Below are 22218 nucleotides of genomic sequence, written 5' to 3'. Positions count from 1 at the left end.
CCCCATTCAGGGGGTGTACGACCTCCGGTGTGTATCCATAGACCCAAGGTGCTCTGGTGAACACCAAACACCTTTGGGAAGCTGTTCAGGGAGCAGGAATAATCCTGTTTCATAACAATAAGAGGAAACAACTATGTGGACTAAACCAGCCTACAACGACCTGCGTATCGGCTTCGAAGTAACCATGTACTTCAGCCACCGCTAATGTCTGCCAGAGCGGTAACGCTCTGGAAGACGGGAGTTTACTCCTGATTGCCCGAGTACGCTGCGGGCTGAAAGTGCCCGGGGTAGTTGCTATTTCGGGCATTTTTTCGGGCATTTTTTTCAGGCATTTTTAATGCTGCGATAGCCTCGGTAACAATGCGCGGTGCGTTTCTAACAAAAACAATAAACAGGCTTACTCATGAAAATTCATGTTCTCGGCTCTGCTGCCGGTGGCGGTTTCCCGCAGTGGAACTGTAATTGCGTTAACTGCAAGGGTTATCGGGATGGCACGATCAAGGCGACCGCCCGTACCCAGTCTTCTATTTGTGTGTCTGCGGATGGTGAACGCTGGCTGTTATTCAATACGTCGCCGGATATTCGTGCCCAGCTGGCCTCGTTTGCGCCATTACAACCGGCTCGTCAGGATCGCGATACCGGGATTCATGCCATTGTGCTGATGGATGCCCAGATCGATCATTCCACCGGCTTGCTGATGCTGCGGGAAGGTCTGCCGCTCGACGTGTACACCACGGCTCCGGTGCATGAGGATCTGAGCACGGGGTTTCCCTTGTTTACCATGTTGAAAAAATGGAACGGTGGCCCGCGGCATCATGATATTCCGCTGGATGGCCGTTCGTTCTCCATTCCTGGTATGGAAGCTTTGAAAATCACTGCCATGCCGCTTGATAGTAATGCTCCGCCGTATTCTCCCCGCCGTGGTAATCCGATGCCGGGGGATAATATCGGGGTGTTTATTGAAGATACTCTCACCGGCGGCAAGCTGTTTTATGCGCCGGGGTTGGGGGTGATTGAAGATCATCTGTTGCCCTGGATGGCGCAAGCCGACTGTCTGCTGGTGGACGGCACGTTGTGGACGGATGATGAAATGATCAATATGGGTCTGAGTCAGTCGACCGGGCAAATGATGGGGCATCTGGCGCAGTCCGGGGACGGCGGCATGCTGGATGTACTGGCCCAGTACCCGGACAAGCGTAAAGTGCTGATTCATATCAACAACACCAATCCGATCCTGAACGAAGAATCCGCCGAGCGCGCCATGGTTGAGGAACAGGGGGTTGAGATTTCCTGGGACGGTATGGAAATCGACATCTAACTGCTGTTAGCTGTTAAAATAGCGTGAACTAAAAAAGAGCACTGATTAAAAAAGAGCACTGATTAAAAAGAGCGTGAATCAAAAGAAAAACAGAATATTTACAACAGAACATATAAAAAGAACATTAAAAGAAGAATATCCACCGGCAAGCGGTAAAAAGCCGGTGAGTAGGGGAAGCGCAGAACAATAACAATATCCCCAACCAGTAACCTCCCTGAGGTGGAGACATACCATGACAGAACACAGCAACAAGCAGCCCTGGTCCCGCGAAGAATTTGAACAACGCCTGCGTGCCAAAGGGGCGCTTTATCATATTCACCACCCTTATCATCAGGCGATGCACCACGGCGAATGCAACGAAGCGCAAATTCGTGGCTGGGTCGCCAATCGTTTTTATTATCAGATCAATATTCCGGTGAAAGACGCCAATATTCTGGCCAACTGTCGCGACCGGGATGAGCGCCGCATGTGGGTGCAACGGATTCTGGATCACGATGGTTTTGACGGTGCCCATGGCGGGATCGAAGCCTGGTTGATGCTCGGCGAAGCGGTGGGTATTGATCGCGAGACCATGTTGTCGCAAGAGCTGGTGTTGCCGGGTGTCCGTTTTGCGGTGGATGCCTATGTCAATTTTGCCCGGCGGGCCAGCTGGGAAGAAGCGGCCTGTTCTTCGCTGACCGAAATGTTTGCGCCGGAAATCCATCAGTCGCGGCTGGATACCTGGCCACAGAATTACCCCTGGATTGATGCTCAAGGCTTGCAGTATTTCCGGGGGCGGTTGAGCGAAGCCCGCCGTGATGTTGAGCATGGCTTGCGGGTTACGCTGGATCATTTTGTCACCCGGCAGCAGCAGCAGCAGGCGCTGGATATCCTGCAGTTCAAACTCGATATTCTCTGGACCATGCTGGATGCGATGACCATGGCTTACGATTACCAGCGCGCGCCGTATCACAATATCGAAGCCGATGGCATGGGCAACCCGGTGCGTTATCACAAAGGGGCGTACCGATGATCAGGGCAGAGCAAATACCGGTTATGAACCGCCTGTACCGGATGCAATGGGAAGAAAGCCAGCAATCCCATGTGCTGTTGTACCCGGAAGGTATGGTGCAACTGAATGGCAGTGCTGGAGAAATCATGGCGCTGGTGGATGGCACCCGTTCCGGGGCTGATATTATTGCGGCGCTGGAACAGAAATTCCCGGAAGCCGGTGATCTGGGCGCTGATATTATCGAATTTCTGGGAGTTGCCCATGAGCACAACTGGATCACCTTTGACTAGCCCGGTTATTCAGCCATCGGCGGATAACCCCCACGCTGCGGGCCGCCCTTTCTGGCTGCTGGCCGAGCTGACCTATAAATGCCCGTTGCAGTGCAGTTATTGCTCCAACCCGCTTGATCTGAGTGGCAGTGGCACCGAACTCACCACCGACCAGTGGCTCAGTGTGTTTGAGCAGGGCCGCAAAATGGGAGCGGCGCAACTGGGCTTTTCCGGTGGCGAGCCGTTGCTGCGGCGTGACCTGGAAGTGCTGATTCGTGAAGCCCGCCAGATGGGCTATTACACCAACCTGATTACCTCGGGTCTGGGGATGGATGATCGCCGGGTGTCGGATTTTCGTGATGCCGGGCTGGATCATATCCAGGTCAGTTTTCAGGCCAGTACCGAAGAGCTGAACAATCAACTCGCCGGGAGCCAGAAAGCCTTTGCCCAGAAGCTGGCCATGGCGCGGGAGGTGAAAGCCCAGGGCTACCCGATGGTGCTGAACTTTGTGATTCATCGCGACAATATTGAGCAGATCGACAAAATCATCGAGCTGTCGATCGAGTTGCAGGCCGATTTTGTCGAGCTGGCCATTGCCCAGTATTACGGCTGGGCTTTTATTAATCGTGCGCACTTGTTGCCCACCAAGGCACAGCTGATCAAGGCTGAAGCCATTACCAATCAATATCGGGATCAACTGGATGGCCGTGGCCCGAAGCTGATTTTTGTCACCCCGGATTATTACGAAGAGCGCCCCAAGGGCTGTATGAATGGCTGGGGAAATATTTTTCTGACCATTGCTCCGGACGGTACGGCATTGCCGTGTCACAGCGCCCGTGAATTGCCCATACAGTTTCCGAACGTCAAGGATGAAGCGCTGGCGGATATCTGGTATCGCTCGACCGGTTTTAACCATTTCCGGGGTTATGAATGGATGAAGGAGCCGTGCCGCTCCTGCGACGAAAAAGAGAAAGATTTTGGTGGTTGCCGCTGTCAGGCTTTCAAGCTTACTGGTGATGCTGCCAATGCCGATCCGGTTTGCAGCAAGTCGGCGCACCACGGCAAGATCGTGGCCGCCCGTACCGAGGCGGAGCAGTTGGCGGCTGGCGTCGCGCCGTCGTCACCGTTGCTGGCGCGTAATAAACGCAACCAGCAGGCGGCTGTCGATATTATTGCCCGCGGATGATGACGGCCATCAGTGCCCAACAGGCTGCTGCCCAGGGCAAGCAATGGGCGGAACTGCGCAGCGCCGGCAGCTGGCTGGGCTGGCTTGAGTTTGATCCGGCAACAGCCACCAATCAGGTGCTGGTTGCTGCGCTGGACGAACAGCCGTTAGTTCCTGTGGTGGTCAGCCCGGCAGGGATGTCTGCCCGTAGCCGGGTGCATGAATATGGCGGTGGCAGCTGGTGTTTGTTTGCCAATGGGCTGATCTTTGTGAATGAGGCCGATCAGGGCTTGTACCTGGTTACGCTGACCGGGGATTTGCAGGCTGTGCCGGTTCCGCAGCGGTTATTTGTGCAGCCGGGCTGCCGCTATGGCGACCTGGTATGGGATGAGCTTCACCAGCGGGTGCTGGCGGTTGAAGAGGCGCATTCGAGCACCACGCAAGAACCGGTCAATCGTCTGGTGGCGCTGGCATTGGTCACGCTGCCGGGTCAGCCAGTACAGGCTGAGCGGCATCTGCTGGCGGAAGGCTGGGACTTTTATGCCAGCCCGACGCCTGCGGCCGATGGCCGTTATCTGGCCTGGCTGTGCTGGAATCACCCTCATCAGCCCTGGTTATCGACCACGTTACAACGGGGCGAACTGGACAACGCCGGTGCCTTGCTGGCGGTCGAGACGGTTGCCAATCCGCAACAGGCCGAGGTTTCCTTGTGCCAGCCGGGTTTTCTGGGGGATGAGTTGTGGGTGGTGTCGGATCAGCCTGGTGCCGTTGCGCTGTCTGGCAAGCCCGAGGATGAATCCTATTGGAACTTATACCGTTATCTTTGTGCGCCCTCTGTGGCATCTCCTGCAACATCTCTTACAGCATCTCCTGTCGCCGAAGTGGTACATGCCCAGGCGGCTGAATTTGCAACGGCGCAATGGCAACTGGGGTTACGTCACTGGGTGGCAGGAGCCGATGGGGTGGTGGCCAGCTTTTTCCAACAAGGAGAGGCTGGCATCGGTTGGCTCAACCGTCGCAGCGGTGTTTTTGAATCCCTCTTATCACCGGATCACAAGGCAACGGCCCGTTACCACAGCCTGTGCTGGAATACTCACAGCGGCCGCTATTACGCCTTGCGGGAGTGCTGGGATTCTCCCACGCAACTGGTGAGTTGGGACTTGTCTGTTGCTGGCGAGGATCGAACCGCTGAATGCCTTATCCGTCTGGATATCGGCCCAATGCCGCAAACGCTGACGCGCCCGCAGCGGTGCATGATCCCGGCTCCCGGGGCAGCGGAGCAAACGCTGTTTGGCTGGTATTACCCTCCAACCGACGTATCCGGTAACGCGTATCAACCGGGCTTGATTATCCAGTTGCATGGTGGGCCAACGGCCATGGCGGACAGCAGCTTTGATCCACAAAAGCAGTTTTGGTGTGATCGTGGTTATGGTCTGCTGATGCTGAATTATCGCGGCAGCAGTGGGTTTGGCCGTCGTTATCGACAGGCCTTGGCCGATCAGTGGGGGCTGACAGACGTGGATGATGTGCTGTTGGCCTGTCAGTACGCCCAGGCTCAGGGCTGGGCACAACCGGGCAGAATACTGGTGCGGGGCAACAGTGCCGGTGGCTATACCGTGTTGCGGGTCTTGTCGGATGACCGTGCCGCAGCGGCTGGCATCGGAGGCGGTGCCAGTCTGTATGGAATCAGCGATCTGGCTCTGTTAAATGCCCACACGCACAAATTTGAATCCCGCTATCTGCATTGGTTGATCGGCGACCCGGTTATGGATGCACAGCGTTATCGCCAGCGTTCACCGATTTTCCGGTTGGATCACTTTCGGCTGCCGGTGATTTTTTTTCAGGGACAGCAGGATCGTGTTGTTCCGCCGCCGCAGACGCGGCAGTTGTTTGAGGCTTTGCAAGCGCGCTCGGTCATTACCGATTATGTGTTGTTCAAGGGAGAAGGCCATGGTTTTCGCCAGCAAAAAAACCGGGCGACGGTATTGCAACGGGAATATGCGTTTTATCAGCAGTTATTGGGGGCTGATGCCGACAGGCTGAACTGAACCGAACAGTAACAGCGGGGAAAAACCAGCAGAAAGAAAAACAACAGAAAAAAACCAGCGGTAATAAAAAGATTGATACCAGAACCAAAGAAAAGCAAAAGCCGGTTCTGGTGACGACGCCAGGTTATTCAGGCAAAACAATAACCAGGCATCGTCACGGCAAGAGCCAGTGCCACCCCTAACGTGTTATTCGATACGGCGGCCTTGAAGAACCTTGCGTTCGGTGGTCTTTTCTTTCAGGGAATCGGCGTCTATCCATAACCGTGGTTGCGAATAGAGCTGGCCTTCACATTCTGTGGCCTGATTATCCACGGTGTAGTACCACTCACCGTCGTAATACACCTGGAAGTGATTGTCTTTATTACGCCCCAGCGAGGTGTAATCTCCCTGAGCAACACCTTGCTCGACACCAAAGGTAAGGGCTGTACCTTCTTCAAAGCTGACCGCCATAAAGTTCTCGTCGACCTGAACAGCAACGCCGGGGGTCCAGGATGGTACTACCACTTCATGCACCAGTTGTCCTTGACGACGAATCAGTTTGCCGCTGGATATGTTTTTTTCGACCATTCTGAACTGGCGTTCAGCCCGGAAGGGCGGACAAACATAATACTGCAGTTGTTGCAGGTCGGCGTTATTAAAGCCTTCGCTGTAACGTAACTCTTGGGTAAACGGAATATATGATTGATGGCTACAGGCAGTCAGCAGTAAAAGGCAGCTTGCCGAGACGATTGTTCTCATGAAAATCCTCATGTCGTAACCTTGATCAGTACATTTAAAATATCAGCATGTTGCCAGATCGCCTGTATTGCCGATCAGCATTCAACATGCATAAGGTTTATTATGCCAGTCATTGACAGGTTATGGGCAACAGCAGGGCCATGATTATGGATAAATCTGTCAAATCAAGATAGCAATCAGCGCTCTTGTGTTGTGCAAGAGCCGGTATTTCATAACATGATAGTACAACTGACCGCAGTCCATTGTGGCAATACAGTACAGGGTGTGACAGGAGAAAGGTGATTATGAAGGTTTGGGACAGTTTTGTTCGTGGGTATCACTGGTTACAGGTGATGTTACTGGCGGGATGTTGGTGGACCGCAGAAGAAGGTGAAATGGGCTGGCATATGAGCCTGGCATCGTGTCTGGTGGCGCTCTGGATCACGCGGTTGGGGTGGGGATTGTTTGGTTCTTCCAATGCCCGTTTCAGCCAGTTTGTGCCGGGGCCGCAAGCTGTGATCCGTTTTTCCCGCACTATGCTGACCGGCAAGGAAATGCCACGGCATGCCGGACATAATCCGCTGGGTGCCTTGATGGTGGTGGCGCTGATGCTGTTGATTGCTGCGCAATGGGGCAGTGGACTCTTTGCAACGGATGAAATTTTTACCGAGGGACCTCTGGTTGAGATGGTCTCTGCAGATACCGCGACACTGTTGACCCAATGGCATCATCTGAATTTTGATCTGATTGTTGTGCTGGTGGTTTTGCATGTTGCTGCGGTGGTGTTTCATCAATGGCGTGGTGAGCCTCTGGTGCAGGCCATGATTACCGGCAAACGGAACGATTTGAGCGCAGCCGAAGCACCGACTCTGGTACCTGCATGGCGTGCCTGGGTGGTATTTTTGCTGTTGTGGGTGGTGAGTAACCGTCTGATTGTGGGCAGCTGGTGGATTTGGTAAGTCGACAGAAAGTTGATGTGATATTGATGAGATGTTGATGTAACAGAGCGGCGGGTAACAGGGCAGTCCCCGCCGCAGTACCCGACGACACAGGGTTTGGCCATGTCGGCGGGTTGAGTCATACCGGCCTGACGTGGTCAGGCCCGGAATCAGCTACTAGCGGTTTTTAAAGTCGGTGTGGCAGCTTTTGCAGTTTTTGGCTGCTTCCATAAAGACAGGCTTGATAGTGTCCATGTCGCCGGATTGTGCTGCTTTTGCCAATGCGCTTGAGTCTTTCTGGAACTTGGTCATTTTTTCTTCGAACAGTGCCGGTTTTTCCCAGACTGCCGGTTTGGCTTTGGTATCGCCTTTATCTGAGCCAGGTACGGTAAAACCTTCCATCGGCATTTTTGACAGTGCATCCAGGCTGTTGGCGCGGTATTGGAATTCCACGGCGTCAAAGTCTTTTTTGCCTTTGATCATGTCACCCATTTGACCAAAATGCGCAGCGACCAGGTGGAATACTGCCTGGCGGTATTCAATGGCGTCTTCAACTTCGTCGTTGCCGTGTGCGACTGCACTGAAAGTACAGGCAGAGGCAAGAGAGATGGCCATAAGTTGTTTGCTAATGATATTCATCAAGAGTCCTTCTATTGGTTGCTATTGGGAATTGTTATAGGGATTAAGCCGTCGATTCTGTCTTTGGATGGCAGAACTGCTCAGGCTATTGGTCAGGCTGTTAGTCAGGCCAAGTAGCTATTACACCCGTATTATGTGGCTAATATACGACAACATAGTGTTGGATGGTCAGCATGCTGGCAAGAATCCGACCGATTTGTGAGATCTTTTACATTTGTTGACTTTCACGGCATTGCGTTGGCGGCATCACCTGATCCAGGGGGAGATGATGCCGGACGCCGGTCTTGTGTAGCAGGCTGGTGGTTATTCCCGGAACATGGCAGCCAGTGACTGGCTGGCCATCACTGCGGCTTCGGCTTTGGTATCGACAGCCTGCTGGATTGAAAGATCATCTGGACTGGCCAGAGTGCTCTGGTAAGGCACATGGCCCAGCAAGGGGGTACGTTGCTGGCTCAGTACCTCGGTTAGATAGTCGAGATTATCCTGCTCCACTACCATGGAGGGATTCAGGCTGTTGGCTATCCAGCCTGTGAGCGTCAGGCCCCGGGCGCGAATGGCTTCAACACTGAGTAAGGCATGATTGATACAACCCAGCCGTAAACCCACCACCAGAATCACTTCCAGTGGCTGACGGTCAGCGCTGCGGTCGATGGCAACGGCGAGATCCGCGAGTGAATGGCTGGTGTTGATCGGCACCAGCCAACCCCCGGCACCTTCGATCAATTCAAAATTGGCTCCGGCACTGTCGAGAGAGTTTATACAGGCCTGGGTCAGCTGATCCAGATGTAGTGGCCGCTGTTCCTGGCGGGCAGCAATATGAGGGGCTATGGCAGCCTGGAAGGCAACCGGGTTATGACTGGTATAGGGCTGCTCGACGCTACTGAAACGCTGTAACAGCAGTGCATCGTCATTACACCATTGTGGTTGCTGCGGTTGGTCCGGGCTGGCCATCCATGTGCATCCCGCGGCAACGGGTTTCAGCCCAAAAGTGCGATAACCGGCTCTGGTCGCGGCAGCCAGCAAGGCGGCAGATACCAGCGTTTTACCCACATCGGTGTCGGTGCCGGTAACAAAAAGGCGGCGCGGAGGCAGGGCTGGCCCGGTGGCGGAAGGGGGAGTCGTATGGGGCATGGGGTTATCCGTGATCGGGTTTGGTGGCCAGTATCCAGCCCAGTTGGTAACTCAGGGGACACTGGCCGTTGGCCGCTTTGGGGTAGTACTGGTCAAACAAGCGAATGAGCTGGCGACCGCCCAGACCAGGGCGACGGTCACTGTTGACGTTGGTGGCACCAATGGCTTTTAACGCTTTTAACAGGCTGAGAGTGTCCGGGTAATGCTCCTGATAACAGCTCTGGCGTTGTTGCTGAATAATAAAACCGGCCTGTAATAGCGCCCTGGCCAGCTCTGTGTCACTGGTAAAGTGATTGATATGGCGGAAATGATCAATGTGTTGCCAGGTGGCGGCAATTTCGGCGTGGGTGCCGGGTAACAGTGTGGCGATGGCCAGCGTGGCCCCCGGTGCCAGTACCCGATACCACTCGGTCAGGGTCTGCTGCGGGTGTTCGCTCCATTGCAGCATCAGGCTGGAGATGGCACCACAAGGGGGCTGCTGGCTTGCGTCGGTGCTGGCATTCGCGGCGGTATTCCGGTAACGGCCGTCAGGCAGCGGGAGTTGGTCCGCATCGGCCAGTAGCAGGGTGCGGGAAGTCAGCTCACCAGTGGCTGCGGCATGGGGGTAAAGCGGCCGCTGGCGGGCAACCGTCAGCATGCCTGCGGCCATATCGATCGCGGTAATATGCTCGGCCCCCAGAGTCGACAGCGGCTCAAAGGCGGTACCGGTACCACAACCGATATCAAGCCAGTGTCCGTGCAGGCCTTCCGGTTGCTGTTGTTGCAGGTAGTGCATTAATTGCTGTTGTGCCCATTGCTGCACCGTGGCGGCCTGGTCATAGCTGTTGGCGGCGCGGCTGAACTGCTGGCTGACCTGGCGTTTATTACGCATCAGGGGTGGCTTCATTGTGGTGTTCCGACGCTGTGATCAAGCAGTTGGAGCAGGGCGTCTTGCAGGGAAGGAATCGTCGTTTCTTCCACCAGCAGTGCGTGGCTCTGGCCTGCCTCCGCCAGCAAGCCGTGGCTGGAGGTTAATCCGGCTGGGCGTAAGGCATCCTGCTGGCTGTAACAGGCCAGTCGGGGCATGCCGGGTTGCTGCTTGTCGAGCTGTGCATCGTCCAGCTGATATTGGGTTAACCAGTCCAGCGAGGTGGCGAGCAGTGCGGCCTGGGTGCTGTCCAGTTGGGCGTTGGCAAGGGTGGTCATATTACTGCGCGCTTGCTCCGCTCCCTGGCAACATAACGCCAGGAAGCGTTTCAGGGTTTTGGCCGGGAAGCGCTCAAGGCTGTTGCGGAAGCCGGTAAAGGCCGCGGCATCCATACCCTGCTGCGGGGCTGTTGGCTGGCTCAAGAAATGATGGCCCGTGGCCATGGTGCACAATGCCCGTGCGCTGATGGCCGGTTTGGTTTGCTGGGCCGACGGTTGGCTTAATGCGGCATGGGCCAGCGCGCCGCCCAACGACCAGCCGACCCAGATCGCATCGGCCGTCGCGGATTGTTGCAGCAGGTGAGTGGCATCGCTGCATACCGGTGTGCTGTTGAACCGGGTCAGTTGTTGATAAAACACCGGATAGTCGAGGCCCAGGTGCACACCGGGCAACCGACTCAGTAATGGCTCAAATACGGTGGCTTTGAATCCCCAGCCGGGGAGCCAGTACCACACGGGGCCGGTATCCGCACTGGATTGTGAATGGGCGGCGGCGGCCAGGGGTTGCCAGATATCGGCCGGGTTCACAATGTCTCTCCCTGTGGGTCTGATGACCGGATGTCGGCTGCGGGGAGGCGCAGCGACTCTGGTATCAGCTCATCCAGTGCTGTCAGTAACTGGTCAATCTGGGTGGTGGTATGGGCTGCGGTCAGGGTGATACGTAGACGGCTGCTGCCATTGGGAACGGTCGGTGGTCGAATGGCTGTTACCCATAGGCCACGCTGCTGCAGTTCGGTACTGATGGCCATGGCGCTGGCTTCGTCGCCAATCATCAAGGGTTGAATCGGGGATTCTGACGGCATCAGGGCAAGCCCGAGCTGGCTGGCACGTTGGCGAAAATAGCCAATATGCTGGTGTAATGTGTGTCGCAAGCTATCGTCTTGCAGGCGTTCGAGGTTCGACAGCATGGCTTCGGCCACCGCTGGCGGTAACGCGGTCGTGTAAATATAGGGGCGAGCAAACTGCACCAGATAATCGATCAGTGCCTGATCACCGGCGACAAAGGCACCAAAGCCGCCAAGAGCTTTACCCAATGTGCCTATGTACACCGGCAGTTGTTCGCTGCTGAGATCAAAGGCCGAACGCACCCCGGCACCTTGTTTGCCAATAATCCCCAGTCCGTGAGCGTCATCAACCATCAACAAGGCCTGTTGCTGCTGGCAAATCTGGCTGAGCCGGGCGACATCGGCAAGGTCGCCATCCATGCTGAAAATACTGTCGCTGACCACCAGTGTCAGTGGCTGTTTTGCTATCTCTTGTTGCGCTTGTTGCGGCTGTTGCATCAGCGGTTGGCGCTGTATCAGCCGTTGTTGCAGCTGATCGTAATCCAGATGGCGGTAACGCAGAAAGTCGGCGCGGCTGAGTAACGCCCCATCGATCAGTGAAGCATGGTTCAGCTTGTCTTGCAGAATCAGGTCGCCGCGTTGGGTCAGGGCATTGATGCAGCCGACATTGGCCATATAGCCGGTGGAAAACAGCAGCGCGGCCGGATAGCCAGTGTGCCTGGCCAGTGCTCGTTCCAGTTCGTCGTGGGCGCTGGAATGGCCACATACCAGATGTGACGAGCCGCTTCCCAGGCCCCAGCGCTGGGCGCTTTGCGCCAGGGCGTTGGCACCACCCATCGCCAGCCCAAGATAATCATTGCTGCAAAAATTGATCAGCGGCTGCCCATTGCGTTGAACCACTGGCCCTTGCTGGCTATTGAGGGTTGAACGCTGACGCCATTGGTCGAGTTGGCGGCGCTGTTGACTGGCGTGATTGAGACGACGTTGCCAGGGCGTGGAGCAGGAATTGGGCATGGGAGCGGATTAACCTGTTGATGAGGTGGCGGTCAGGTGGCGATTAAAAGGCAGTATTGGGTTGCTTGACAATAAGACGGTGACAGAACAGGTCAATACGGTCAGCCCGGTTTGGTTTACTAATGGTGAGGCTGGCTCCGACTGTTTAGCTCAAAAGAGGAAATCACGCCGTTGAATCGATCTGTTATCGGGTTGTAGCGGAGTTAATGGCTGAAATCCGTTAACCTTTCTGTCATTGATTTCAGTGAGAGCAGATGATGACAGGCCATGACCACTCCAGCGCCAAACCCTGGTCAAACCCGGCGTTAAGCGATACCGAATTTGACCACCAGCATTTATGGCACCCCTACAGTTCGATGACCACCCCGGCTCCGGTATGGCAGGTGGCTTCTGCCAGTGGTGTACGGTTACGCCTGAGCGATGGTCGCGAGCTGATCGATGGCATGGCCTCCTGGTGGTGTGCGGTACATGGTTACAATCACCCGCGTCTGAATCAGGCTGCCACCGAGCAGCTGGAGAACATGTCCCATGTGATGTTTGGCGGTCTGACCCATGGCCCGGCGATTGAGCTGGGGCGGCGGCTGGTGGCCCTGACACCAGCGGGGCTGGACAAGGTCTTTCTGGCCGATTCCGGCTCGGTGGCGGTTGAAGTGGCCATGAAAATGGCCATCCAGTACCAGCAGGCGCGGGGAAAACCGGCCAAGCAACGACTGCTGGCGCTGGAGCGTGGTTATCATGGCGATACCATGGGGGCGATGTCGGTGTGTGACCCACGTCGGGGAATGCACCATCTGTTTGCCGGAGTCCTGACGGCCCAGCACTTTGTCCCTGAACCGCAGGCTGTTTACCCCAAGGCTGACCAGCCGCAAGATGCATCGGTACTGGCGGCGGACATTGCCGGGTTGCGCCAGAAGCTGGAGAGCTGTCACCAGGAGCTGGCCGCGCTGATTCTGGAGCCTGTTGTGCAGGGGGCAGGAGGGATGCGTTTTTATCATCCCGACTATTTGCGCGCCGCCCGACGTTTGTGTGATGAGTTTGATGTGCTGTTGATTGCCGATGAAATCGCCACGGGGTTTGGCCGTACCGGCAAGCTGTTTGCCTGTGAACATGCCGCTATTTCGCCAGATATCCTGTGTGTGGGCAAGGCATTGACCGGTGGTTATATGACGCTGTCTGCCACACTGGCAACCACCGAAATTGCCACTACCATCAGCCAGGGAGAAGCTGGCTGTTTTATGCACGGCCCGACCTTTATGGGGAATCCGCTGGCATGCCGGGTGGCTTGTGAAAGTATCGACTTGTTGCTGGATTCGGATTGGCAGGCTCAGGTACAGCGTATCGAACAGCAGTTGGAGCAGGGCTTGTCGCCGTTGCGAGGCCAGGCCGGTATTCGTGATGTCCGGGTGCTTGGAGCGATTGGTGTGGTGCAGCTGGAGCAGTCGGCCAATGTGGCAGAACTGCAGCCCTTGTGTGTAGCGCAGGGGATCTGGGTGCGGCCGTTTGCCGATTGTGTTTATGTGATGCCGCCATTTGTGATGAACAATGACGATCTGGCAACGCTGACAACGGGCATCCAGACGGCACTGGGGCAATATCTGGCTGGTTCGTAAGGCACGCCAGACAGGGGGCCTGACGTGTTTGCTCCGGGTTTACGGGTTTTTCGGGTTATTGTTCCAGTAAATAGGCCATCAGGGCGCGGAGCTTGGCCGGTTTGACCGGCTTGTTCAGACGGGTGGCTCCCAGTCGGGTGATTTCCTGACGCACGGTATCGCTGCGGTCAGCGGTAATAACGATCAGGGGGGTTGCCATAACGTTGCTGTCGGCGGCTGCCAGAGTGCGTATCACGCCGGTGCCGGTTTCATCGTGATCCAGATGATAGTCCGCCAGTACAATATCCGGACAGAAGTTGTGCCAGGCATCCTGGGCGACTTCACCATTACTGGCGGTAATCACGTTACACCCCCAGGCCTGCAACAGGCTTTTCATACTGAGACGAATGGTTTCCTCGTTATCGATCACCAGTACCCGCACCCGATTAAGACGAGCACTGGCGGCCAGACCTTCCGGCACGGTGTCGGCACGATTGGCGGAGTGGCGGCCTTGTGGGTCATCAACACTTGCCTGTGGCACGGTGACGGAGAAACAGCTGCCAATCCCAACCCGTGAATGAATGGCCACCGGGTGATCCATCATTCGGGCGATACGTTCAACAATGGCGAGACCGAGGCCAACGCCTTTGCTGCGCCCCTGGTTGGCGTTGTCGAGCTGGCGGAATTCCCGAAAAATCTCTGTACGCTGGTGTTCGGCAATCCCCGGCCCGGAGTCACAAATCATCAGTTGCAGCTGGTCGCCACGGCGGCGACAACCTATCAGTACCCGCCCGGTGGGGGTATAGCGAATGGCATTACTGACGAAGTTGCGCAGGATGCGCATTAACAAGCGCGGGTCGCTGCGGATACGCAGGCTGCTGGGTACCATATGCAATTCGAGATTGGCCTGATGGGCCTGGGTCTGGAATTCGCTGTACAGGGTTTTGAGCAGGTCGTTGACGGCAAACTCTTCATGATCGGGGGTTACGGCATTGGCATCGAGGCGGGAAATATCCAGCAGGTCAGCCAGCAGTTCTTCGGCACCGGTCAGGGCGGTGTGAATACGTTCAACCAGAACCCGGTTGTCGTTATCCAGTGTGCGTTCTTGCAATGTGGCAACCAGCAGGCGGGCAGCGTTCATTGGCTGCAACAGGTCGTGGCTGGCGGCGGCAAGGTATTTGTCTTTGTTGGCGTTGGCGGCTTCGGCTTCCTGCTTGGCGGCCTGTAGTTCCCGGGTGCGGACTTCGACACGCTGTTCCAGTTCGTTATTGATACGGGCCATGGCGGCCTGGGCGCGTTTGCGTTCGGTAATATCATGCACGAAGACTTCGATCAGGCCCTGTTGCGGGTCTTTCAGCAGCACGTTGATCGACACCGCGACTGGTTCCATGCCCAGTTTGCGCTTGAAGCGGGTTTCGAATGATTGCTGGCGACCGAGCTGATTCACCTGTTGCATCAGTGTGTCCAGGTCTTGCGGGTCGTGGAACAGGTCGTGGCGCAAGGAGGTGACGGAGTAGCGGAATTCGATGGCATCCCGATAGCCACACATACGGGCGATGGCCGGGTTGGCACCACTGATACCGCCACTGGCTCTGGCCTGGAAGATGCCGTGCAGGGCGTTTTCGAACAGCCATTGATAGCGTTCTTTTTCGCTTTCCAGCTCATCAATCTTTTGCAGCAATTCCGGGTAGTAGCTTTTGCGCGCCGAGAAGGCTCCAAGGCCAATCAGGTTTTGTACCAGGGCCTGGTCTTCTGCATTGTGCTCGTTGCTGTTTTGCGGCTCGTTGTTCACGTCAGAGGCTGGGTCATAACGCTTCCTCATAGACCACCTCTACATCTCGTTTGCTGGATTTTCTGGGGTTGGTCAGAATGCAGGGGTCGGTCAGTGCTTTGCCAGACAGTTCCGGAATATCGGCCAACCGCACGCCGGATTGCCCCAGGTTCTGGGTCAGACCCACTCTGGCCTTGAGCTGGCTGATGTTGTCGACCAACTGGCGGCGTATTTCGGTACTGGTCCGGCCTTTGGTCTGGATGCCCAGGGTTTCGGCAATCACCCGGAAGCGATCTTCTGCATGGCTGTAATTATAGTCTATCACTCGTTCGACCAGAATGGCGTTGCAGAGACCATGCGGTAAATCGAGATAACCGCCGAGGCTGTGGGACATGGCATGTACGGCCCCCAGAATGGCGTTGGAAAACGCCAGCCCGGCTTTGAGTGACGCCAGCATCAGCTGTTCACGCAGGGCAATATCGGTAGGATTGTCGACCAGCGCGGGCAGGTTGCCGGCCACCAGGCGGATGGCTTCCAGGGCATTCGTATCGGTGAGTGGGCCGCTGGCGGTGGATACAAATGCTTCGATGGCATGCACCATGGCGTCGATGCCAGTGCAGGCGGTTAAAAAGGGCGTCATCGTCAGCGTGGTTTCCGGGTCGATGAGGGAAACATCCGGTACCACTGCCTTGCTGATGATGGAGATTTTCATGCGGCTGTTCTGGTCGGAAATAATGGCAAACTGAGAAACGTCTGCCGAAGTGCCTGCGGTGGTCGGAATAAAAATCAGCGGCGGAATCGGCGAATGGATGCGGTCGACTCCTTCAAAAGTGAGAATATGCTGGCGGTTGACCGAGACTATGCCAATGCCCTTGGCGCAGTCCATCGGGCTGCCGCCGCCCACGGCGACAATCAGGTTGCAGCCTTCTTCATTATAGAAGGCGGCTCCGGCCATGACTTCTTCGGTTCTGGGGTTGGGACTGACGGCGGAGAAAACCCGGTAATCAATGTCCATTTCCTGCAGGCTGTTTTGTACATCGGCGACCCACCCGGAGGCGATTACACCGGGGTCGGTGACGATCAATACCCGCTGGGCGCCAAAATTCCGGGCGAAGTTACCTACGGTTTTGCGGGCTCCGACGCCAAAGATAATCTCCGGGGCAACAAACTTTCTCAGATTGGAAATGGAATCAGACATAAATAGAGGGTCCCGAAGCGTATGCGCAGAGTGCGTCATTATTCTTGTAATAATGGAAGACAGTAAACCGGTTCCTTACCTGAGGTAAAGGCTACGATAGCGTTAGGTATCTAGTGCCAAGGGGTTAGTCGGGCGGTAGATTCTTGCTGTTGCGCAGTGGCTGTTGTCATTATTTTTCCAGAACGTCTGACAGTTAATTACCCGCCAAAGAGACAGACTGTGGCAACAGCGGCGGCCACCACTGTCCTCACCACTGTCCTGCACGGGTACGATTGTCCAATATAGAATATTGTCGACTCCATCACAAAGAGACTTCTGGATAGGTATGTTAGAGCCAACAAGTGTCAACCAATGTTGAGCGACTGCGTTGACAACAGAAATACCCTGATAAGGAGTCTGTTGTATGAAAGCACGTCTACGGTTTACGGCTGTTGTTTTTTCTTTGCTGCTCAGCGCTTGTGGCGGTTCTTCTGGCACTGGCGGTAGTGGTGGCTCAAGCGGTGATGGTGGCGATTCTTCCGGTATCACCCCGCTGCTGGAAGATACCAATCCGACCTTGAGCAGAGCCAGTTACGATGGTGAGAATACGGAGCTTGCACATAATACCCTGGTACAAGCTTCGATCATTTATGATGAAGAAATTGACTACGATGAACCGGACCATCATTACTATCTTTATAACGCCCCGGCCAGCGGTTATATCAGTGTGATCCTGCATAGTGAGTTTCTACAAGGCAGTTCTGGCGATATAGCACTTGAGGTGGTGGAATATAACGCTCAACCAGCAGGTGACTTGTCATTTGAGTGGAGTGGTAATCAGGTGATTATATTTCCGGTCAGTGCTGGCTTGACATACCGTATTGCCATTTATCCCAATGTGACTTACGAGGATGAAGACGATGATAGCTATGACGAAGGCCAGGTTGACTATCAGCTGACGCTGTCTGATGTCAGCCGTCACCTGTTGGATATGAGCAGTACCGAGCATCTGGCTCTGGTGTTCTCAGACATTATTATCACGGACTGTGATGACGACAGTCACCCGATGAGTCTCGGTTACGATTACGCCCCTTTTGTCATTGAGCTGGATGCTGGCCATTTTGTCGGTGACCACTGGGGTTACTGGCAAATGCCGGCCCCCCAGTCTGTCAGCCAGTCTGGCAATCTCATCCAGCTCAGTGCCGATTATCGTGTGTATATGAACGAACTCTTCACCATAGACAATACCCTGACCGCGCAAATCAATCTGTCCGACAATCGTTTTACGGGCGTCAGCGACTCTACCGCCAACATCAGTTACAACGGTAATGTCATCAGCAGTGAATGCCAGAGCTATCATTATGATGGCGAAGTGTTCTGGTTGCTGTAACTGGCCAGGCTGTCCTTGCACGTGCTGTCCTTGGTGTGCGTAACCTGTTGCGATCATTCTGGTCGCAACAGGTTGTGCTTGCTGGTGTTGTTATTGTGCCGCATCGGTTGCCAGTAACCTGGCCTTGGCTTGCCGTTGCTCCTTTTTTCGCGCACTGATGCTGTCTACACACTGGGTGTCGTCGCGCAGAATCACGACGCATTCCAGGCATTGGATGCACTCGTCGTAGTCAATTTCTCCATCCTTGCGAATGGCGTTGATTTCGCAACGGCGTTTACACAGCTGGCACGGCGTGCCACACATATCCACACGGTCGAGCATGTTCAGGCGGCGCAGTTTGCCAATAATGGCCAGACCGGCACCGAGTGGGCACATATAACGGCAGTAGAATTTGTGCACAAACATACTGGCCACCAGCAAGGCGACGGCGTACAGCACAAAGGGCCAGGCGCGATAAAAATAGAGGGTGATACTGGTTTTGAAGGGTTCAACTTCAGCCAGTTGTTCCGCCAGCGTCAGGGAATAAAACGCGGTTGCGACCAGTCCGGCCAGAATCGGGTACTTGATCAGAATCAGCTTGCGGTGCAGGGGTTCAGGGATACGCCGTTGACGAATGCCCAGCCGTTTGGCCAGTGCTGAGGCCATTTCCTGCAAGGCCCCAAAGGGACAAAGCCAGCCACAGAACAGCCCGCGTCCCCAGATAAACAGACTGACAAAGGTGTAGCTCCACAGAATAAAAATCACCGGGTCGAGCAGGAAGATACCAAGGTTAAAGCCGTCGTACAGGTTCAGCAGCAGGGTATAGATATTGACGACTGACAGCTGCCCCTGGGCATAAAAACCGAGATAGGCGACGGTATACACCAGAAACCCCCAGCGAAAAACATGCATCGCACGGGGGAAGCGGGTGAAATACCGCTGCCAGCTGAACAGGATGGTTAACAGAATCAGGCTGATGGTCAGCAGCGTGATTGACAGCCAGCGATCTTTCCACAGGCCGACCCAGAGTGGTGCCCGGGTGGTGGTTTCTATTTCAACCTGCTCAAACAGTTCAGCGGGCAAGGTTACCGGAATCTCAAAATGTGCCCGGTCGGTGATCAGGTGGTTGCGGGGCATCTCCATGTTCAGTATCAGGGCGGATTCGGCTCCGGGGTTAAAACCGGCGTTGCCACCGACCTGAAACAGGTTGGCCTGGGTAAAGGATGGAATGCCATCGGCGACCAGCTGGATATTGCGATCGAGCGCGTCCATATCACGCATTTCGACCGCCAACTGGCTTTGCTGGAGCGCCAGGCGGCCGGGTACGGTACCGGGGCGGAAATCAGCCGGTACATGGGTGAACAGTCCTCGTGACATAACCGCCAGCACTTGTTGTCCCGGCTTGAGAGATGCCTGCAGCTGGGCAAAACCTTCATCACCCAGCAGGTTGCGACCAACGGAGGGGGCGTTGATATAGGCGTACCAGAGTTCGGTAAAGGCTTCGTCTTCTTCCGCATCACTCAGGGAAGGGTAGCTGCCAAGGTCGGTGCCTAATGCCCGTTCGGCATCTGCCTGATCCAGACGCCAATAGCCGATGTAGCCCCGGTCGAGCATTTCTTGCCAGTTCAGTGGTTCATATTTGTCCATGATCGGCTGGGTGGCCGCAGCCTGGGCAAAACCTTCCAGCTTGTGCCGGGCGACCTTGAGCGCCGACGATAACACCGTATCGTTGACGATAATGACCGATACCGTGGCTTTGGAGACGCCATCAAAATAGACCACGCCGTCGGTGGCATTACCACCGGCCTTGTTGCTGTCGATAACGATATGCTCTGTCAGTGAACGGCCTTCGTACTGGTTGATAAACCGGAACAGCGGCTCTTGCCCCAGACCGTGTAGAAAAACCGGTTCGTGATGTTCGAGGATATGGATGCCGGTGAATTGCCCGGTGGCACCCAGGCCGATCAACAACCGGATCGGTCGGCCGGAAAAACCTGGCAAATCAACAAGGTCGGCAGATTCGTAGGCGTAACCCAACAGTTCATTCAGCTGATAGACCGGGTAAACCGGGTAGTCTTGCTGTTTGGCTTCAATACGGGTGGCTTTGGGAAACAGCTGCTGGATCAAATCATGGATGGCGGTTGGTGCTGCCGAATGATCCACTGGTTCATTGGCCGTGCTGGTGGCTGGCCAGTTGGCGAGACTGCACAAGCAGGCCCACAACAGAACGTGTGCGTACCAGGGTCGCATAAGAATTCCTCGATTATTATTTTTATGACAATCCCCCCATCCTAGGCAGCAGGGCGACAGGCTCAATGCTTCTTTGGGGCCTGATAATGACCTACTAAAGCCTTATATGGCGTGGGGCATATGGTGTGGAACGAGGGCACCATGGCCTACGCGCCGGGTCGCGGCGCGGCGTATTTCTAATACTAAGGTTTTAGGTGTCGCGACTTTAGAATCGGGATTTCTGTGCACCAATGAAGTGCAACCAAAGAGGGCGTGATTGTCGTTAAAGGGATGATAGCGGTAACGATACAGACAACGGATAGTGGCCAACGTTGTTCAGGGCGAGAGTCCTGCACCGCTTCAGAGTGTTCCTGTTTAAGATGGTTCGGGCCTGACCGGCCTGAACCATCTTTTTTCTGTACGGTAGCCAACAGCGCCGCAGAAAACGCAGGACCCTGACCCTGTACGACAAAAACAACACTATCAGGGCCATACAAAATGAAAAATAATAAAATCTTCAAGTTGCTGCCAATGGCAGCGGCGGTAGCTATCAGCGCACAGGCGTCTGCCGCTATCACGCTGTACGACCAGGAGGCGACCACCTTTTCTGTGGATGGTTTGTTCAATACCTTTTATGTCAACAGTGATAGCAGTGCTGACGGTACCAATGATGTATCCCAGTCCCGTGTCAAAATGGGCTTTTTACCCAATGTGATCGGTTTTAATTTCAGTAAAGAAGTGGATGGCCTGACCATGGGCGGCCGTTCTTCTTTCTGGGTCACCATCAACGATGGTAATTCCAATCTGACCGATTCCATGATTGATGTGCGGCAGTTCTATGCCACAGTCGATGGTGATTTTGGCCAGATTCTGATGGGTAAGGATTTCGCACTGTTTAACCGCGCCAATATTTTTGGCGATGAAATGTTGCTGGGCTTTGGTCAGACCATCACCACCACTGACGATGGCAACAACGTATCTTTCGGTAATATTGGTACCGGCTATCTGTATCCTTTCCCGAACTCCCAGATTACCTACCGCATGCCGGCCATGGGAGGCTTTAACCTGGCTGTGGGTCTGATGGACCCGGCCAAGCGTTCAACGGCATCGGAAGAAAGCCGTCCCCGTATCGAAGCCGAAGCAACCTACGATATGGACTTTGATGGCGCTACCGCCAAAGCCTGGGTGGGTTATATGAACCAGGAATCGAAAGAAGCCGGTACCAAACTGACTTCCAGCGGCGTGTCTTACGGTCTGAATGTCAAGGTGGCGGGGCTGGCCCTGACTGCTTCCGGCTTTACCGCTGAAGGCGTTGGCGCGGCGGGTCTGAGTAATCTGGTTACCTCTGATGGCGCAGAAGTGGATGGCACCTTGTTGCAAGCATCCTATACCCACGGTGATAACCGCTTTGTGGTGTCCAGGGGCAAGAACAACGGCGGCACTACCGACGGTGGTTCTGATCTGGATCTGGAGAACAAAACCCTGGCCGTTTTCCATTCCATCAACAGCAATCTGACGCTGGTGGGCGAATGGGATAAAGCCGAGACCGCTACGGCGGATACAACAACCGTCGCACTGGGCGCGGTTGTTACTTTCTGAGTGTTTTATAGATAAGCACTGCCTGAAAAATCGGAACAAGGGACGGCTACGGCTGTCCCTTTTTTGTAGCTGGTTTAGTGGCTGGTTTAGTGGCCGCTGGCGATAAAACGACTGTAAAAAACGACTATAAAAAACGGCTTATACACAAACGACTATAAACAAAACGGTTATAAATGACGTACTTTCAGATGAAGTATGTTCAGGTAGAGGGGACATCCATTTAATCCGGTGCTCACTCTGGGCTACCGGATGGTTTCGAATCACGAAGCCGACTTGCAGGCCTG

General features: G+C 55.0%; 19 protein-coding genes. 10 read left to right on the top strand and 9 right to left on the bottom strand.

From position 1 onward, the window contains the following. Positions 1 to 133 precede the first annotated feature (133 nt). The 6 genes from pqqA (at position 134) to Q4551_RS11520 (ending at position 5791) form a co-directional block, all read left to right on the top strand. On the top strand, positions 134 to 205 hold the full coding sequence (gene pqqA, locus Q4551_RS11545; RefSeq protein WP_283171941.1) for a pyrroloquinoline quinone precursor peptide PqqA: 72 nt from the start codon (positions 134 to 136) through the stop codon (positions 203 to 205). 198 nt (positions 206 to 403) lie between these two features. After that, positions 404 to 1318 (top strand): pyrroloquinoline quinone biosynthesis protein PqqB, encoded by a 915-nt coding sequence (gene pqqB / locus Q4551_RS11540; RefSeq protein ID WP_303433993.1) that lies wholly within the window; start codon positions 404 to 406, stop codon positions 1316 to 1318. Between the two features lie 232 nt (positions 1319 to 1550). Further along, positions 1551 to 2330 carry a pyrroloquinoline-quinone synthase PqqC gene (pqqC, locus tag Q4551_RS11535; protein ID WP_303433992.1) on the top strand — a complete coding sequence of 260 codons (780 nt, stop codon included), beginning with the start codon at positions 1551 to 1553 and terminating at the stop codon, positions 2328 to 2330. Between the two features lie 23 nt (positions 2331 to 2353). Further along, positions 2354 to 2599: a pyrroloquinoline quinone biosynthesis peptide chaperone PqqD gene (gene pqqD / locus Q4551_RS11530; RefSeq protein ID WP_303433991.1), complete on the top strand. Its 246-nt coding sequence runs from the start codon at positions 2354 to 2356 to the stop codon at positions 2597 to 2599. Next, positions 2571 to 3764 (top strand): pyrroloquinoline quinone biosynthesis protein PqqE, encoded by a 1194-nt coding sequence (gene pqqE / locus Q4551_RS11525; protein WP_303433990.1) that lies wholly within the window; start codon positions 2571 to 2573, stop codon positions 3762 to 3764. Before pqqD ends, pqqE begins: the two co-directional genes overlap by 29 nt. Further along, positions 3761 to 5791: a S9 family peptidase gene (locus Q4551_RS11520; RefSeq protein ID WP_303433989.1), complete on the top strand. Its 2031-nt coding sequence runs from the start codon at positions 3761 to 3763 to the stop codon at positions 5789 to 5791. The genes pqqE and Q4551_RS11520 overlap by 4 nt, the downstream gene beginning before the upstream one ends. A 186-nt stretch (positions 5792 to 5977) precedes the next feature. Here the strand turns inward: Q4551_RS11520 and Q4551_RS11515 are convergent, their stop codons facing one another. After that, positions 5978 to 6529 carry a hypothetical protein gene (locus Q4551_RS11515; RefSeq protein WP_303433988.1) on the bottom strand — a complete coding sequence of 184 codons (552 nt, stop codon included), beginning with the start codon at positions 6527 to 6529 and terminating at the stop codon, positions 5978 to 5980. Between the two features lie 284 nt (positions 6530 to 6813). Between Q4551_RS11515 and Q4551_RS11510 the strand changes: the two genes are divergently transcribed. Then, on the top strand, positions 6814 to 7467 hold the full coding sequence (locus tag Q4551_RS11510; RefSeq protein WP_303433987.1) for a cytochrome b/b6 domain-containing protein: 654 nt from the start codon (positions 6814 to 6816) through the stop codon (positions 7465 to 7467). A 156-nt stretch (positions 7468 to 7623) separates the two neighbouring features. On the opposite strand, the gene Q4551_RS11505 is transcribed toward Q4551_RS11510, so the two are convergent. The 5 genes from Q4551_RS11505 to bioF form a co-directional block, all read right to left on the bottom strand. Next, positions 7624 to 8085 (bottom strand): cytochrome c, encoded by a 462-nt coding sequence (locus Q4551_RS11505; RefSeq protein WP_303433986.1) that lies wholly within the window; start codon positions 8083 to 8085, stop codon positions 7624 to 7626. Between the two features lie 303 nt (positions 8086 to 8388). After that, on the bottom strand, positions 8389 to 9216 hold the full coding sequence (bioD, locus tag Q4551_RS11500; RefSeq protein ID WP_303433985.1) for a dethiobiotin synthase: 828 nt from the start codon (positions 9214 to 9216) through the stop codon (positions 8389 to 8391). 4 nt (positions 9217 to 9220) lie between these two features. Continuing rightward, positions 9221 to 10102, bottom strand: coding sequence for a methyltransferase domain-containing protein (locus Q4551_RS11495; protein ID WP_303433984.1), 882 nt, complete (start codon positions 10100 to 10102; stop codon positions 9221 to 9223). Continuing rightward, positions 10099 to 10929 carry a hypothetical protein gene (locus Q4551_RS11490; protein WP_303433983.1) on the bottom strand — a complete coding sequence of 277 codons (831 nt, stop codon included), beginning with the start codon at positions 10927 to 10929 and terminating at the stop codon, positions 10099 to 10101. The genes Q4551_RS11495 and Q4551_RS11490 overlap by 4 nt, the downstream gene beginning before the upstream one ends. Further along, positions 10926 to 12200: an 8-amino-7-oxononanoate synthase gene (gene bioF, locus Q4551_RS11485; protein ID WP_303433982.1), complete on the bottom strand. Its 1275-nt coding sequence runs from the start codon at positions 12198 to 12200 to the stop codon at positions 10926 to 10928. The genes Q4551_RS11490 and bioF overlap by 4 nt, the downstream gene beginning before the upstream one ends. Before the next feature lie 257 nt (positions 12201 to 12457). On the opposite strand from bioF, the gene bioA reads away from it, so the two are divergent. Beyond that, complete coding sequence (gene bioA / locus Q4551_RS11480) at positions 12458 to 13810, top strand: adenosylmethionine--8-amino-7-oxononanoate transaminase (protein WP_303434039.1); 1353 nt, start codon at positions 12458 to 12460, stop codon at positions 13808 to 13810. 55 nt (positions 13811 to 13865) lie between these two features. Here the strand turns inward: bioA and Q4551_RS11475 are convergent, their stop codons facing one another. After that, positions 13866 to 15611 (bottom strand): NahK/ErcS family hybrid sensor histidine kinase/response regulator, encoded by a 1746-nt coding sequence (locus Q4551_RS11475; protein WP_303433981.1) that lies wholly within the window; start codon positions 15609 to 15611, stop codon positions 13866 to 13868. Continuing rightward, entirely contained in the window at positions 15595 to 16758 is a 1164-nt protein-coding gene (gene ercA, locus Q4551_RS11470; RefSeq protein ID WP_303433980.1) for an alcohol dehydrogenase-like regulatory protein ErcA, read from the bottom strand. Before ercA ends, Q4551_RS11475 begins: the two co-directional genes overlap by 17 nt. Before the next feature lie 403 nt (positions 16759 to 17161). Between ercA and Q4551_RS11465 the strand changes: the two genes are divergently transcribed. Beyond that, a complete protein-coding gene (locus Q4551_RS11465) occupies positions 17162 to 18127 on the top strand; it encodes a hypothetical protein (protein ID WP_303433979.1) in 966 nt (321 codons plus the stop codon). 90 nt (positions 18128 to 18217) lie between these two features. Here the strand turns inward: Q4551_RS11465 and Q4551_RS11460 are convergent, their stop codons facing one another. Further along, the gene (locus tag Q4551_RS11460; RefSeq protein WP_303433978.1) at positions 18218 to 20356 is read right to left on the bottom strand and encodes a 4Fe-4S binding protein; all 2139 of its coding nucleotides are present in this window, start codon (positions 20354 to 20356) and stop codon (positions 18218 to 18220) included. Between the two features lie 477 nt (positions 20357 to 20833). Between Q4551_RS11460 and Q4551_RS11455 the strand changes: the two genes are divergently transcribed. Next, positions 20834 to 21934: a porin gene (locus tag Q4551_RS11455; protein ID WP_303433977.1), complete on the top strand. Its 1101-nt coding sequence runs from the start codon at positions 20834 to 20836 to the stop codon at positions 21932 to 21934. Positions 21935 to 22218: the final 284 nt, after the last annotated feature.

The sequence above is a fragment of the Oceanobacter sp. 5_MG-2023 genome, from assembly GCF_030548165.1.
Taxonomy (GTDB): domain Bacteria; phylum Pseudomonadota; class Gammaproteobacteria; order Pseudomonadales; family Oceanobacteraceae; genus Oceanobacter.
This window is presented reverse-complemented; position numbering and strand designations above follow the sequence as displayed.

Bases quoted from the DNA above. Each gene is read 5' to 3' on its own strand.
- pqqB (WP_303433993.1), top strand. From the start codon at position 404: ATGAAAATTCATGTTCTCGGCTCTGCTGCCGGTGGCGGTTTCCCGCAG.
- pqqC (WP_303433992.1), top strand. From the start codon at position 1,551: ATGACAGAACACAGCAACAAGCAGCCCTGGTCCCGCGAAGAATTTGAA.
- pqqD (WP_303433991.1), top strand. From the start codon at position 2,354: ATGAACCGCCTGTACCGGATGCAATGGGAAGAAAGCCAGCAATCCCAT.
- pqqE (WP_303433990.1), top strand. From the start codon at position 2,571: ATGAGCACAACTGGATCACCTTTGACTAGCCCGGTTATTCAGCCATCG.
- Q4551_RS11520 (WP_303433989.1), top strand. From the start codon at position 3,761: ATGATGACGGCCATCAGTGCCCAACAGGCTGCTGCCCAGGGCAAGCAA.
- Q4551_RS11515 (WP_303433988.1), bottom strand. From the start codon at position 6,529: ATGAGAACAATCGTCTCGGCAAGCTGCCTTTTACTGCTGACTGCCTGT.
- Q4551_RS11510 (WP_303433987.1), top strand. From the start codon at position 6,814: ATGAAGGTTTGGGACAGTTTTGTTCGTGGGTATCACTGGTTACAGGTG.
- Q4551_RS11505 (WP_303433986.1), bottom strand. From the start codon at position 8,085: ATGAATATCATTAGCAAACAACTTATGGCCATCTCTCTTGCCTCTGCC.
- bioD (WP_303433985.1), bottom strand. From the start codon at position 9,216: ATGCCCCATACGACTCCCCCTTCCGCCACCGGGCCAGCCCTGCCTCCG.
- Q4551_RS11495 (WP_303433984.1), bottom strand. From the start codon at position 10,102: ATGAAGCCACCCCTGATGCGTAATAAACGCCAGGTCAGCCAGCAGTTC.
- bioF (WP_303433982.1), bottom strand. From the start codon at position 12,200: ATGCCCAATTCCTGCTCCACGCCCTGGCAACGTCGTCTCAATCACGCC.
- bioA (WP_303434039.1), top strand. From the start codon at position 12,458: ATGACAGGCCATGACCACTCCAGCGCCAAACCCTGGTCAAACCCGGCG.
- Q4551_RS11475 (WP_303433981.1), bottom strand. From the start codon at position 15,611: ATGAGGAAGCGTTATGACCCAGCCTCTGACGTGAACAACGAGCCGCAA.
- ercA (WP_303433980.1), bottom strand. From the start codon at position 16,758: ATGTCTGATTCCATTTCCAATCTGAGAAAGTTTGTTGCCCCGGAGATT.
- Q4551_RS11465 (WP_303433979.1), top strand. From the start codon at position 17,162: ATGAAAGCACGTCTACGGTTTACGGCTGTTGTTTTTTCTTTGCTGCTC.
- Q4551_RS11460 (WP_303433978.1), bottom strand. From the start codon at position 20,356: ATGCGACCCTGGTACGCACACGTTCTGTTGTGGGCCTGCTTGTGCAGT.
- Q4551_RS11455 (WP_303433977.1), top strand. From the start codon at position 20,834: ATGAAAAATAATAAAATCTTCAAGTTGCTGCCAATGGCAGCGGCGGTA.